This window comes from Kitasatospora sp. NPDC088783 (assembly GCF_044750705.1).
Classification (GTDB): domain Bacteria; phylum Actinomycetota; class Actinomycetes; order Streptomycetales; family Streptomycetaceae; genus Kitasatospora; species Kitasatospora fiedleri.
In genome coordinates, this window is record NZ_JBIVKJ010000002.1 from 438,822 (window position 1) to 451,670 (window position 12,849).

A 12,849-nucleotide genomic window follows, 5' to 3' on the forward strand; every position below is an offset into this window, starting at 1 on the left:
GCGGTGTGGGGGAGCCGGTCGGCGCGGAGCCGTCCGGGGCGGCAGACGGCCGGTGGTGCCGTGACCCGGTCGGCGTGGAGTCGGCCGACCGGTCCGTTCCGACGGACCGTTCCGACGGTCCGTTCCGGCGATCCGTTCGGGCGGCGGATCTTACGGAACCCGAACGAGGGCCCGGACCGGGGCCGTCGGCGGGGGAGGGCTCGTATCCTCGGGCGGGTGAACCACGGCCCCGCTCCCGTCCCCGCTCCCGCCGATCCGCCGGAGCCCGCCCGCATCCTGGTCGTCGACGACGACCCGACCGTCGGCGAAGTGGTGGCGGGCTACCTCACCCGGGCCGGGCACCTGGTCGACCGGGCCGAGGACGGGCCGAGCGGGCTCGACCTGGCCGAACGCCACCGGCCCGACCTGCTCGTCCTCGACCTGATGCTGCCCGGCCTGGACGGCCTCGAGGTGCTGCGCCGCCTGCGCGCCCGCCCGGACCGGCCCGACCTGCCGGTGGTGCTGCTCACCGCCAAGGGCGACGAGGCCGACCGCGTCCTCGGGCTCGAACTCGGCGCGGACGACTACGTCACCAAGCCCTTCAGCCCGCGCGAACTCGTCCTGCGCGTCCAGTCGATCCTGCGCCGCGCCCGCACCGCCCCCGCCCCCGCCGCGTCCGGGCCGCTGCGCTCCGGCGACCTGGCGCTCGACCACCGGGCCCGCCGCGCCCACCGGGCCGGACGCGAACTCCCGCTCACCAGCCGCGAGTTCGATCTCCTCGCGTTCCTGCTCCGGCACCCCGCGACGGTCTTCTCCCGGCAGGAACTGATGCAGCGGGTCTGGGGCTGGGACTTCGGCGACCTGTCGACCGTCACCGTCCACGTCCGCCGCCTGCGCGAGAAGATCGAGGACGACCCCGGCGCGCCCGCGCTGATCAGCACCGTCTGGGGCGTCGGCTACCGCTACGACCCGGCCGAGCCGACCGGCCCGACGGGCTCGACCGAGCCGACCGGCGCGACCGGCCCGGCCGGTTCCGTGCGGGGCGGTGCGGCGTGAAGGACCTGCTGCTGATCGCCCTGTTCGCCGCGCTCGGCGCCGCCGCCGCCGGACTGCTCGGCCTGGCCGCGCTGCGACTGCTGCGCCGCCGCTCGCTGGCGCTCACCCTGTTCGCCGTCGCCGTGGTCAGCGTCCTCGCCGTCACCTCCGGGACGTTCGCGGTCGCCCAGGCGATGTTCCTCTCCCACCACGACCTCGGCGTGGTCGGCACCGTCCTGGCGATGGCCTCGGTGGTCGCGCTGCTCACCGCCGCGCTGCTGGGCCGCCAGGTCACCGCAGGCGGCCGGGCCCTGGCGGTGGCCGCCCGCACCGTCGGCGGCGACGCCGGGTTCACCCCGCCGGACCGGCCGCTGGGCCGGGAACTGGCCGCCGTCAGCGCCGAACTCGCCGCCACCAGCGCCCGGTTGGCCGAATCCCGGGACCGCGAACGGGCCCTGGACGCGTCCCGGCGGGAACTCATCGCCTGGATCTCGCACGACCTGCGCACCCCGCTGGCCGGCCTGCGCGCGATGGCCGAAGCCCTGGAGGACGGCGTCGCCGAACAGCCCGAGCGCTACCTCGCCCGGATCCGCACCGAGGTCGAGCGGCTCACCGGCATGGTCGACGACCTGTTCGAACTCTCCCGGATCCAGGCCGGCGCGCTCTCCCTCACCCTCTCCCGGGTCTCGCTGCACGACCTGGTCGACGACGCGCTGGCCGGCGCCCACCCCCTCGCCCGGCAGCGCGGCGTGCGCCTCGAAGGCCGCCGGGTCGAACCCGCGCCCGTCGAGGCCGACCCCCGCGAGATCACCCGGGTGATCGGCAACCTGCTGGTCAACGCGATCCGCGCCACCCCGCCGGACGGCCTGGTCGCCGTCTCCACCCACCGGGAGGCCGACGCCGTCGTCCTCGCCGTCACCGACGGCTGCGGCGGCATCCCCGAACCCGACCTCCCCCGGGTCTTCGAGACCGGCTGGCGCGGCACCCCCGCCCGCACCCCCCGTCCCGCCGCCCCCGGCACCCCCGACACGGCCGACAGCGGCGCCGGCCTCGGCCTCGCCATCGTCCGCGGCATCGTCGAGGCCCACGACGGCCGAGCCCGGGTACGCAACGTCGACGGCGGCTGCTGCTTCGAGATCAGCCTCCCGACCACCCGCCGCCCCTGACGACCGCACCGCGCCCCACCCCCCGGGCCCCGGAAACACCGGGCCCGGTCCGGTCCGGCCCCGCCGGTGCCCGCCCAGCCCCCCGCCGCGCGCCGACCGGCCGTCAGGCCCGTTGTGGGGCGGCCGCGAACTCGGCCACCCCCGCCTCGAACGCCACCCGGGGCCGCCAGCCGAGTTCGGTGCGGAGCCGTCCGGAGTCCGCCGTCACGTGCCGGACGTCGCCCAGCCGGTACTCGCCCGTCACCACCGGGGCCGGGCCGCCGTAGGCCGACGCCAGCGCCCGGGCCAGGTCGCCCACCGTCCGGACGTCCCCGCTGCCCACGTTGTACGCCCGCGCGCTGCCCGTCGGCCGGTCGGGGAGGGCGGCCAGGGCCGCCGCGTTGGCCGCCGCCACGTCCGCGACGTGGACGAAGTCGCGGCGTTGGCCGCCGTCCTCGAAGACCCGCGGTGCCTCGCCGCGCGCCAGCGCCGAGCGGAACAGCGAGGCGACCCCCGCGTACGGGGTGTCGCGCGGCATCCCCGGCCCGTACACGTTGTGGTAGCGGAGCGTCAGGACCCGGCCCCCGCAGGCGCGGGCCCAGGCGGAGGCCAGGTGTTCCTGGGCCAGTTTCGTGGCCGCGTACACGTTGCGCGGGTCGGCCGGGGCGTCCTCGCCGACCAGGCCGGGCAGCAGCGGTTCGCCGCACACCGGGCACGGCGGCTCGAAGCGTCCCGCGTCCAGGTCCGCCGCCCGGCGCGGCCCGGGGGCCACCGGCCCGTGCGCCCCGCACCGGTACGCGCCCTCGCCGTACACCACCATCGACCCGGCCAGCACCAGGTCCCGCACCCCGCGCCGGGCCATCGCCGACAGCAGCACCGCCGTGCCCAGGTCGTTGCACCCGGCGTAGGCGGGGGCGTCGTCCAGGTCCACCCCCAGCCCGACCATCGCGGCCTGGTGGCAGACCGCCGCCACCCCGTCCAGCGCCGCCTCCACCGCCGCCGCGTCCCGCACGTCGCCGTGCCGGAACTCCGCGCCCGCGGGCACCGCCGACGGCAGCCCCGACGGGTGCACCGCCGGCAGCAGCGCGTCCAGCACCCGCACCTCGTGGCCGCCCGCGAGCAGCGCACCCACCACCGCGGAGCCGACGAAACCGGCCCCGCCCGTCACCAGGATCCTCATGCCCCGCGACGCTACCCACGCCCGGCCCGGGAACGGCGCAGGCGGACGGCGACGTCACCGACCGGTAAGGACCGGCGACCCCCGCCCGCCCGCGCCGCCGCAGCGCCGCTCACCCGAACGGCCCACCGTGCGAGGCGCCCGGCCACCCCGTTGGGAAGGGTGGCAGCGACACGGAGCCCTCTCCCCGGGAGTCATCGATGGCGCAGCACACCCAGCCCGAGCCCGCCGAGGCGAGCATCGCGGAGGCCAACCGGGCGGTGCTCGGCCGGTTCCCGTTCGAGGACAGCCGGGACTTCGAGGACGCGAGGCGGGGGTTCCTGGGGACGGCGGCCGATCCGCTGGTCAAGGACGCGGACGGACGCACGGTGTGGGACCTTCAGGCGTACGGGTTCCTGTCCGGTGAGTGTCCGGACAGCGTGAACCCGAGCCTGTGGCGGCAGAGTCGGCTGGTGTCCGACCACGGCCTGTTCGAGGTGGTGGACGGGATCTACCAGGTGCGCGGCTTCGACCTGTCGAACATGACGGTCGTGGAAGGGGAGCGCGGCGTCCTGGTGGTCGACCCGCTGATCTCGGCGCAGACCGCGGCGGCCGGCCTGGCCCTGTACCGGGCGCACCGGGGCGACCGTCCGGTGACGGCCGTGCTGTACACGCACAGCCACATCGACCACTTCGGCGGGGTGCGCGGCGTGGTCCCGGACGGCGCGGAGGTCCCGGTCCTCGCGCCGGAGGGCTTCCTGGAGCACGCGGTCAGCGAGAACGTGTACGCGGGCACGGCGATGGGCCGACGGGCGGCGTACATGTACGGTGCGGCGCTGCCGAAGGGGCCGCGCGGGCAGGTCGGCGCGGGCCTGGGGCAGACCACCTCGACGGGAGCGGCGGGGCTGATCCCGCCGACCCTGGACATCACCCGCACCGGGCAGGAGGAGGTGGTCGACGGCATCCGGATGGTCTTCCAGCTGACCCCGGGCACCGAGGCCCCGGCCGAGCTGAACATCTTCTTCCCGGACCACTCGGCGCTGTGCATGGCGGAGAACGCCACCCACAACCTGCACAACCTGCTGACCCTGCGCGGCGCGCAGGTGCGCGACCCGCACGCGTGGTCGCGCTACCTGACCGAGGCGGTCACCCTGTTCGGCGCGGACGCCGAGGTCGCGTTCGCCTCGCACCACTGGCCGGTGTGGGGACGCGAGCGGGTGGTCGCGTTCCTGTCCGAGCAGCGCGACCTGTACGGCTACCTGCACGACCAGACGCTGCGGATGCTCAACACCGGCCTGACCGGCCCGGAGATCGCCGAGCGGATGCAGCTGCCGCCCGCGCTGGAGAAGGCGTGGCACACCCACGGCTACTACGGCTCGGTCAGCCACAACACGAAGGCGGTCTACCAGCGGTACCTGGGCTGGTTCGACGGCAACCCGGCGCATCTGTGGCAGCACCCGCCGGTCGAGGCCGCCACCCGGTACGTCGCGTTCATGGGCGGGGCGGACGAAGTCCTGCGCCGGGCCCGGGAGTCCTTCGCGGCGGGCGACCACCGCTGGGTGGCCGAGGTGGTCAACCACGTGGTCTTCGCCGACCCGGACAACGCCGCCGCCCGCGCCCTCCAGGCCGCCGCCCTCGAACAGCTCGGCTACGGCAGCGAGAACGGCACCTGGCGCAACTTCTACCTGATGGGCGCCCTCGAACTGCGCGACGGCAACGTCGGCACCCCCACCGAGAGCGTCTCCCCGGACCTCCTGGCCGCCCTCACCCTCGACCAGCTCTTCGACTCCCTCGCCATCCGGATCGACGGCCCCGGCAGCTGGGACGCCTCGCTCGCGATCCGCTGGAACCTCACCGGCCACGAGGAGCCGATCACGCTGCGCCTGCACAACGGCGTCCTCACCCACACCGCGGGCGAGGGCCCGGCGGTGGCCGCCCCCGACCTCACCGTCACCCTCGACGAGGCCGACCTGCGCGCCGTCCTGCTCGGCACCGCCCACCTGGAGGAGCTCGCCGCCGACGGCCGGGCCCGGGTGACCGGCGACCCGCACACGGTCACCGAACTCCTCGGCCACCTGACCGCCCCCGACCCGGGCTTCGCCATCGTCACCCCCTGACCCGCCGCGCTCCGGCCCCGTTCCCGTCCGTCAGCCGATGACCTGGAGGGCGACCAGCGCGCCGACCGCGCTCAGCCCCATGAAGATCGGCGACAGCACCTTCACCTCGACCTTGCTGCCGGCCCGGAACCGCATCCCCTTCGGCGGGCCGACCGGGTACCAGCGCTTGCGGCCGATCGGGATCGGCCACAGGACCGGGCAGCCCGAGACCGTCAGCGCGTCGCCGACGCAGTGCACCAGCGCGCCCAGCATGATCGGCAGGCCGATCCACAGGTACTGCTGCCCCGGCCCGTCGAACAGCCACCGCGCGCCGTTGCCCGGCTCGTCCAGGATGTCCGCCAGCATCCACGCGCTGGTCACCCCGAGCAGCCACACCAGTACGTCGCTGGAGACCCGGGCGTGCCGCCACAGCAGGCCCTCGATGGCCAGCACCATGTGCACGAACAGCACGGCGAGCACGCCCCACCGGCCGCCGTACACCGCGACCGCGGCGGCCACCGCCCCGCACATCACCGCCCACGGCCAGGTGTGCGTCAGCGTCCGGTGGCCGCCCGAGCGCCGGGCGTCGCCCTTGCCCCGGGTGGACTTGTAGACCGCGGCCGAGAGCTGGTCGATCACCTCGCACAGCCAGCGCGACACCGGCCCGAACGCCCGCGATATCGTCGCCGCCTTGTGGTCCAGGTCCGGCGCGAGCGCCGCGCCCGCGGTGATCAGCGCACCGACCAGCAGTACCGGCCAGGGCATCGGCTCGTCCAGCACGGCCGCCACCGCGCCCACCGCCACCCAGGCCGCCGCGCCCGACAGCGCGTGCGCCGGTCCCATCATCGTGACACCACCCTCTCGTTCCGCCAGGGCCGTCCGGCACCTGACGGAGCGTGAGCATAACCATTCATGATCACCGGCTGGTCACACCGTTCCCGGAGCCGTTGGGACCGGTGCCGCCGCCGTCCGGGTGGGCATCCCCGCCGTCCGGGTGGGGCCCGGCCGGACGCCGTGTGGCCGGGGCCCGCGCCGGGAACCCTCGGGCGGTGCTGAGAGAGATCACCGTCCACGTCGACGGGACCACGCGCCGGCTGACCGTCGACACCCGCACTACGCTGCTCGACGCCCTGCGCGAGCGGCTGGGCGTGACCAGTCCGAAGAAGGGCTGCGACCACGGGCAGTGCGGCGCGTGCACGGTGCTGTCCGGCGGGCGCCGGGTGCTGAGCTGCCTCACCCTCGCGGTCACCCAGGACGGCGCCGAGGTGGTCACCGCCGAGGGGCTCGCCGCCCGCGCGCCGGAGGCCGAGGACGGGCTGCACCCCGTGCAGCGGGCGTTCATCGACTGCGACGCCTTCCAGTGCGGCTACTGCACCCCGGGGCAGGTGGTCTCCGCGGTCGGCGCGCTCGACGAGTTCGCCCGGGGCTGGCCGAGCGCCGTCACGGACGGTGCCCGACCGCCGGAGCTGGACCGCGCCGAGGTGGCCGAGCGGATGAGCGGCAACCTGTGCCGCTGCGCCGCCTACGTCAACATCGTGCCCGCCGTCCAGCGGGCCGCGGTCGCCCTGCGCACCGGCGGGCGACCGACCGCGGAGGCCGCCGGATGAAGCCGTTCGACTACCTGAGCCCCGGCGACCCGGCGGAGGCCGTCCGCAGCGTGGCCCGGAACCCGGCCGCGGTGTTCCTCGGCGGCGGGACCAACCTGGTCGACCACCTCAAGCTGGGGATCGTCGCCCCCGACCTGGTCGTGCACGTCGCCGACCTGCTGCCCGCCACGGTCGAGGACCTCGACGGGGGCGGCCTGCGGATCGGCGCGGGCGTCAGCAACAGTGCGCTCGCCGCCGACCCGCGGGTGCGCGAGCGCTTCCCCGTGCTGTCCCAGGCCCTGCTGTCGGGCGCCTCGGGGCAGCTGCGCAACATGGCCACCACCGGCGGCAACCCGCTGCAACGGACCCGCTGCGCCTACTTCCAGGACGTCACCACCCCCTGCAACAAGCGCGAGCCCGGCTCCGGCTGCTCCGCCCTCGGCGGCTGGACCCGCCACCACGCGATCCTCGGCGCCTCCGAGCACTGCGTCGCGGTCCACCCCTCCGACCTGGCGGTGGCACTGGCCGCGCTCGACGCCCGGGTGCGGGTGCTGGGCCCGGACGGCGAGCGCACCGTCCCCTTCACCGACCTGCACCGGCTGCCCGCCGACACCCCCGAACGGGACACGGTGCTCGAACACGGCGACCTCGTCACCGCGATCGACCTGCCCGCCCTACCGCCGGCCCGCCGCTCGGCCTACCGCAAGGTCCGCGACCGCGCCTCGTACGCCTTCGCCCTGGTCAGCGTGGCCGCGGCGGTGGAGGTGCGGGGCGGCGTGATCACGGACGCGCGCGTCGCGTTCGGCGGCGCCGCCCACGTGCCCTGGCGGGCCCGCCGGGCCGAGCGGGTGCTGCGCGGCGCCCCGGCGACCGAGGAGTCCTACCGGGCCGCCGCGGACGCCGAACTCGCCGACGCCCGCCCGCTGGAGGGCCTGGACGGCGGCAACGCGTTCAAGATCCCCCTGCTGCGCCGCACCCTCGCCGCCACCCTGCGCGAGCTGGTCGGAGAGGACGCCCGATGACCTCCGTCGACGAATCCGCCGCCATCGGCCGGGACCTGCCCCGCCGGGACGGCGCCGCCAAGGTGCGCGGCACCGCCGCCTACGCCGCCGAGGCCCCGGTGGCGGACGCCGCCCACGCGCACCCCGTCCAGGCCGACGTCGCCCGGGGCCGGATCACCGGGCTGGACACCGCCGCCGCCGAGGCGCTCGACGGCGTGCTCGCGGTGCTCACCCCCGACCGTGCCGAACGGCTGGCCGACACCGGGAACCGCGAGCTGGCGGCCCTCCAGGACCGGGAGGTCGCCTTCCGGGGCCAGGTCGTCGCCCTGGTGGTCGCCGACAGCTCCGAGACGGCCCGGCACGCCGCCGCCCTGGTCCGGGTGGAGTACGAGCGGCAGGAGCACGACAGCGAGCTGCGGGCCGACCGCGACGACCTGTACGCGCCCGAGAAGGTCAACCCGGACTTCCCCACCGACACCGTCGAGGGCGACGTCGCGGCGGCCGTGGCGGCGGCGGAGGTGACGGTCGAGCGGACGTACACCACCGCGATGTACCACAACAACCCGATGGAGCCGCACGCCACCACGGCCCGCTGGGACCAGGCGGAGGGCTTCCTCACCCTGTGGGACTCCACCCAGGGCGTCCACCCCGCCCGGACCGCGCTGGCGGCCGTGTTCGGCCTGGACGAGGCGAAGGTCCGGGTGATCTGCCCGTACGTCGGGGGCGGCTTCGGCTCGAAGGGCGAGCCGCACGTCAACACGGTGCTGGCCGCGATGGCCGCGCGCGCCGTCCCCGGCCGGCCGGTGCGGCTGGTGCTGACCCGGCAGCAGATGTTCGCGCTGGCCGGCTACCGCACCCCCACCATCCAGCGCTGCGTGCTGGCCGCCGACCGCGACGGCAGGCTGACCGCCCTCGCCGTCGACGTGGTCGAACAGACCTCCCGGATCAAGGAGTTCGCCGAGCAGACCGGCGTGCCCGCCCGGATGATGTACGCCGCCGCCAACCGGCGCACCACCCACCGGCTGGCCGCCCTGGACGTCCCGGTGCCGTCCTGGATGCGCGCCCCCGGGGTGTGCCCCGGCATGTTCGGGCCCGAGGTGGCGCTGGACGAACTGGCCGAGCGCCTCGGCCTCGACCCGATCGAGCTGCGCATCCGCAACGAGCCCGGCACCGACCCCGACACCGGCAAGCCCTTCTCCAGCCGCAACCTGGTCGGCTGCCTGCGCGAGGGCGCGGCCCGCTTCGGCTGGGCCGGGCGCGACCCGCGGCCCGGGGTGCGCCGCAGCGGCGACTGGCTGGTCGGCACCGGCGTCGCCGCCTCCACCTACCCCGTGCACCTGATGCCGGAGTCGACGGCGACGATCCGGCGGGAGGGCGACCGGTACGTCGCCGAGATCGGTGCGGCCGACCTCGGCACCGGCACCTGGACCACGCTGGCGCAGATCGCCGCGGACGCGCTCGACGTCCCGGTCGAGCGGGTGGAGGTGCGGATCGGCGACACCGCCTACCCGATGGCGACGGTGGCCGGCGGCTCCTCGGGCACGGCGACCTGGGGCTCGGCCGTGGTCGAGGCCGCCCGCGCCTTCCGGGCCCGGTACGGGGCCGAGCCGCCGGAGCGGGCCGAGGCGTCCGGCTCCGTCCGGCCGGGGTCCGACCGCTGGGCGATGCACGCCTTCGGCGCCCAGTTCGCCGAGGCGCGGGTCCACCTGGACACCGGGGAGGTCCGGGTGCCGCGCCTGCTCGGCGTGTTCGCCGCGGGCCGGATCGTCAACCCGCGCACCGCCCGCTCGCAGTTCGTCGGCGGCATGACCATGGGGCTGTCCATGGCGCTGCACGAGAACAGCGTGCTCGACCCCCGCACCGGCCACGTCGTCAACCACGACCTCGCCGGCTACCACATCGCGGCCCACGCGGACGTCGCCGAGGTCGAGGCCCACTGGCTCGACGAGCACGACCCGCACGTCAACGTGCTGGGGACCAAGGGCATCGGCGAGATCGGCATCGTCGGCACCGCCGCCGCGGTGTCGAACGCGGTGTGGCACGCCTGCGGGGCGCGGGTGCGGGACCTGCCCGTCACGCTGGACAAGTTGCTGCCCGCGCTGGAGGAGCGGCCCGGGCGGTGAGGCCCGGGGCCGCCCGGCCGGGACCCGGCCCTCAGCCGGCGCCGTGCGCCTCCACCAGGGCCAGGAAGACCGACAGGTTCGGGACGCTCTTCGCCATCGCGCGGGCCCAGGGCGAGGGCTCGTCGTCCCGCACCACCCGGACGGCGCCGCCGCCGAGCTCGACCCGCCCCAGCCGGTCCCAGGGGAGCAGCTGGCGCTGGTGGGTGATGCCCGCGCCGGAGAGGTCGAACGGGCCGAAGTCCAGCACCTCGCCCGAGCGCAGCGCCTCCTGCGCCCCGGGGCCCTGGGCCCGCAGGACCGCGTGCTGCATGGCCCGGGCCCAGACCGCCGGGGTCCGGTAGAAGTCGGTGACCGTCACGCTGGCGCCCGGGGTCCGCAGCAGGCAGGTGTAGCGGACCGGGCCCGGTATCCCGTTGATGATCTTCTGGGTCTGCTCCTCGTGCAGCCGGACCTCGTCCCACCGCAGGGCCACCGCGCTCGGGCCGGTCTCCTGGTCGACGATCAGGCCGTGTTCGAACAGGTGCAGCCGCTTCGCCGCCTGCCGGGGGTTGAAGTCCGGCTGGCGGCGCAGCGACAGGTAGTAGAAGACCACGGCCGGCACCACGAAGAGGAAGAGCAGGACGGCCAGGGTCAGGTAGAACGAGACCTTCAGCAGCACCCCGTACCGCTGGGGCTCGAAGGTGGCGGTCGGGGCGCCCAGCCCGTGCCGCGCCGCCAGTTCGGCGTGGGCGGGGGAGAGGGTCGCGGGGGGAGCTGTCGCTGGCATGGGCCTCAACTTCGTCCGTGGGGAGGGGATCGCCGCCGGCCCGTGCACCGGCGCTGCCCGTAGTCTTCCCCACCCCACCCACACCGCCCCAGGGAAAACCGGGAACTGACGCCGGGTCAGCACGCGGGCGCTCGGCCGTTCGGGTGGGATGCCGTGGACCCCGGGCCTGCCGGTGCGGTCCCGGGCGCGGGAGGAGCTAGAGAGGGCTGAAAGTACTGCAAATACTGCGATGAAAGGGTCGGACGATGAAACGGTTGATGCCGGTCGGCTGTGCGCTGACGAGCGTGGCGGTGGGCGTCTCGGTGCTGTGCGGGGCGGGTGCCGCCACGGCGGTCGACGCGACGGGGAGCGCCGCCGCGGCGGGATGCGGCCTGGCGCGTGCGTGGGCCGCCGCGCTGAACGGGGACGACTCCGGCGCGCGGCTGTGGCAGGCCCAGTGGCCGCAGGCGGGCGGGGTGCCGCAGGAGCGGGGCCCGTTCGACGGAAGCGTCTCGGTGGGCCGGTCGACCCGGTCCGGCCTGGCCGACCTGGTCGGGATGTCCCCGTTCGCCGGTCCGGTCGGTTTCCCCGGCGTCGTGTCGCTGCCCGGCGTGAGCGCGGCCGCGGTGCCGACCGCGGCGGCCGACGGGCAGGACATGGCGGTGCGCACCGCCGCGAGCGGAACGTTGGGCGCGCGGTCCGGTCCGGAGGGCTGCCGGCTGGAGGCGTCGGTGCAGGCGCGGACGCTGGGGCTGTCGGTTCCGGCCGCGGTGCCCGGCGCGGACCCGTTCGCGACGGCCGGTTCGGCGGCCGTGGAGGTGCGGCTGTCGGGGCTGCGCGTCTCGGTGGTGGCGGGGGCGGGCCGCGCACCCGAGTTCACGATGGCGCTCAGCGGCGGAACGGTCCGTTACGGCGGCATCGAGGTGGCGAGCATCCCGCAGAACCCGGCGCCGGGGACGCGCATCAGGATTCCCGCGGACCTCGCGCGGCCGATGGTCGCGGAGGTCGTCCTCAACGACCGGACCGCACCCGTCACGGCTCCGCCGCTCCCGGGCCCTCGGAGCACACCAGCGGCGGAGGCCGCACTCGCGTCGCCGACGAGCCCGACGAGCCCGACGAGCCCGATGAGCCCGACGGTGACCGGCCTGAGCGGCCCGACCAGTCCGACTGCCTCGACCGGTCCGAGCGACCCGACTACTCCGACCGGTCCGAGCAGTTCGATCGGTGGTGGAGCGGGGAGCGCCGGTGCGAGCATCGATGCGGTCCGCGTCACCGTCACCGGCGCCGAAGCCCGCCAGGCCGTCCTCGGCCACGCGGACGCGACGCTGGCCGAGACCGTCGGCCCCTGACCCGGACGCGAAAGCGGTCGGCCGCGGGGGAGACGTGCACGAGTCCTCGTGCGCGTCTCCCCGCGGCCGACCACCGGGGCGCGGGGTGGGTCAGCCGGTGAAGACGTGGCTGCCGACGCTCTGCACGCCGGCGCCGGCCGGACCGGCGGCGATCATGGTCTGCTCGTAGCCGGCGCCCGCGGTGCCGTTGTCGCCGTTGAAGACGTGCGACTTGACCTCGGACAGGGCGGCGCCGTTGGGGCCCGCCGCCAGGTTGACGGCCTCGAAACAGGCACCGTTGCCCGCGCCGCCGACGCCGTTGCCGACCTCGCTGATGATCGACGAGGCGGCCGCACCGGTCGGACCGGCGAACTGCTGGTCCTGGTGGTAGCCGGCGGTGTCGGCGAAGGCGGCACCGGTCAGACCGGCGAGGAACGGAACGGCCATGGTGCCGACAGCGATGACACGGGCGATCTTGCGCATGGAAATGCCTCTCTCGGAAAACGGTCCGCCGGGCGAAGGCCGCCGACGTCTCGTCCATCAAGACACGTGATGACCGAAAGTGCATGTCGAGATGCGCAAGGTGACCGAGTTCGGCGCAAGGGGCACCCGGACGGGCGAGCGACTCCCCGGGGCCGCGCCCCGAACGGCCCGG

11 protein-coding genes are annotated in these 12,849 nt (G+C 75.7%); 7 read left to right on the forward strand and 4 right to left on the reverse strand.

The features are described from left to right. Positions 1-216: 216 nt before the first annotated feature. Together ACIP60_RS06375 and ACIP60_RS06380 are read left to right on the forward strand one after the other, a co-directional pair. Positions 217-1,035 carry a response regulator transcription factor gene (locus ACIP60_RS06375; RefSeq protein ID WP_400680651.1) on the forward strand — a complete coding sequence of 273 codons (819 nt, stop codon included), beginning with the start codon at positions 217-219 and terminating at the stop codon, positions 1,033-1,035. Next, on the forward strand, positions 1,032-2,180 hold the full coding sequence (locus ACIP60_RS06380) for a HAMP domain-containing sensor histidine kinase (RefSeq protein ID WP_100834680.1): 1,149 nt from the start codon (positions 1,032-1,034) through the stop codon (positions 2,178-2,180). Before ACIP60_RS06375 ends, ACIP60_RS06380 begins: the two co-directional genes overlap by 4 nt. A 103-nt stretch (positions 2,181-2,283) precedes the next feature. On the opposite strand, the gene ACIP60_RS06385 is transcribed toward ACIP60_RS06380, so the two are convergent. After that, complete coding sequence (locus ACIP60_RS06385) at positions 2,284-3,339, reverse strand: NAD-dependent epimerase/dehydratase family protein (RefSeq protein WP_400680653.1); 1,056 nt, start codon at positions 3,337-3,339, stop codon at positions 2,284-2,286. Between the two features lie 197 nt (positions 3,340-3,536). Between ACIP60_RS06385 and ACIP60_RS06390 the strand changes: the two genes are divergently transcribed. After that, a complete protein-coding gene (locus ACIP60_RS06390) occupies positions 3,537-5,432 on the forward strand; it encodes an alkyl/aryl-sulfatase (protein ID WP_400680654.1) in 1,896 nt (631 codons plus the stop codon). A 30-nt stretch (positions 5,433-5,462) separates the two neighbouring features. Here ACIP60_RS06390 and ACIP60_RS06395 read toward each other — a convergent pair whose 3' ends face one another. After that, on the reverse strand, positions 5,463-6,257 hold the full coding sequence (locus ACIP60_RS06395; RefSeq protein WP_400680655.1) for a metal-dependent hydrolase: 795 nt from the start codon (positions 6,255-6,257) through the stop codon (positions 5,463-5,465). A gap of 203 nt (positions 6,258-6,460) precedes the next feature. On the opposite strand from ACIP60_RS06395, the gene ACIP60_RS06400 reads away from it, so the two are divergent. From ACIP60_RS06400 to ACIP60_RS06410, 3 genes are read left to right on the forward strand one after another with little or no spacing between them, the layout of a single operon-like run. Beyond that, positions 6,461-7,018, forward strand: a complete 558-nt coding sequence (locus ACIP60_RS06400) for a (2Fe-2S)-binding protein (RefSeq protein ID WP_400680658.1) — start codon at positions 6,461-6,463, stop codon at positions 7,016-7,018. Continuing rightward, positions 7,015-8,019 carry an FAD binding domain-containing protein gene (locus ACIP60_RS06405; RefSeq protein WP_400680661.1) on the forward strand — a complete coding sequence of 335 codons (1,005 nt, stop codon included), beginning with the start codon at positions 7,015-7,017 and terminating at the stop codon, positions 8,017-8,019. The genes ACIP60_RS06400 and ACIP60_RS06405 overlap by 4 nt, the downstream gene beginning before the upstream one ends. Beyond that, positions 8,016-10,121, forward strand: a complete 2,106-nt coding sequence (locus ACIP60_RS06410; RefSeq protein WP_400680663.1) for a xanthine dehydrogenase family protein molybdopterin-binding subunit — start codon at positions 8,016-8,018, stop codon at positions 10,119-10,121. Before ACIP60_RS06405 ends, ACIP60_RS06410 begins: the two co-directional genes overlap by 4 nt. A 31-nt stretch (positions 10,122-10,152) precedes the next feature. Here the strand turns inward: ACIP60_RS06410 and ACIP60_RS06415 are convergent, their stop codons facing one another. Next, positions 10,153-10,887, reverse strand: a complete 735-nt coding sequence (locus ACIP60_RS06415; protein ID WP_400680664.1) for a DUF6585 family protein — start codon at positions 10,885-10,887, stop codon at positions 10,153-10,155. A gap of 245 nt (positions 10,888-11,132) precedes the next feature. Here ACIP60_RS06415 and ACIP60_RS06420 point away from each other — a divergent pair, with 245 nt between their 5' ends. Then, positions 11,133-12,215: a hypothetical protein gene (locus ACIP60_RS06420; RefSeq protein WP_400680666.1), complete on the forward strand. Its 1,083-nt coding sequence runs from the start codon at positions 11,133-11,135 to the stop codon at positions 12,213-12,215. Positions 12,216-12,305: 90 nt separating this feature from the next. On the opposite strand, the gene ACIP60_RS06425 is transcribed toward ACIP60_RS06420, so the two are convergent. Then, on the reverse strand, positions 12,306-12,677 hold the full coding sequence (locus tag ACIP60_RS06425) for a hypothetical protein (RefSeq protein WP_400680668.1): 372 nt from the start codon (positions 12,675-12,677) through the stop codon (positions 12,306-12,308). Positions 12,678-12,849: the final 172 nt, after the last annotated feature.

Excerpts from the sequence above, each read along its gene's own strand:
- ACIP60_RS06420 (WP_400680666.1), top strand. The coding sequence starts at position 11,133 with ATGAAACGGTTGATGCCGGTCGGCTGTGCGCTGACGAGCGTGGCGGTG.
- ACIP60_RS06410 (WP_400680663.1), top strand. The coding sequence starts at position 8,016 with ATGACCTCCGTCGACGAATCCGCCGCCATCGGCCGGGACCTGCCCCGC.
- ACIP60_RS06390 (WP_400680654.1), top strand. The coding sequence starts at position 3,537 with ATGGCGCAGCACACCCAGCCCGAGCCCGCCGAGGCGAGCATCGCGGAG.
- ACIP60_RS06385 (WP_400680653.1), bottom strand. The coding sequence starts at position 3,339 with ATGAGGATCCTGGTGACGGGCGGGGCCGGTTTCGTCGGCTCCGCGGTG.
- ACIP60_RS06405 (WP_400680661.1), top strand. The coding sequence starts at position 7,015 with ATGAAGCCGTTCGACTACCTGAGCCCCGGCGACCCGGCGGAGGCCGTC.
- ACIP60_RS06425 (WP_400680668.1), bottom strand. The coding sequence starts at position 12,677 with ATGCGCAAGATCGCCCGTGTCATCGCTGTCGGCACCATGGCCGTTCCG.
- ACIP60_RS06395 (WP_400680655.1), bottom strand. The coding sequence starts at position 6,257 with ATGATGGGACCGGCGCACGCGCTGTCGGGCGCGGCGGCCTGGGTGGCG.
- ACIP60_RS06415 (WP_400680664.1), bottom strand. The coding sequence starts at position 10,887 with ATGCCAGCGACAGCTCCCCCCGCGACCCTCTCCCCCGCCCACGCCGAA.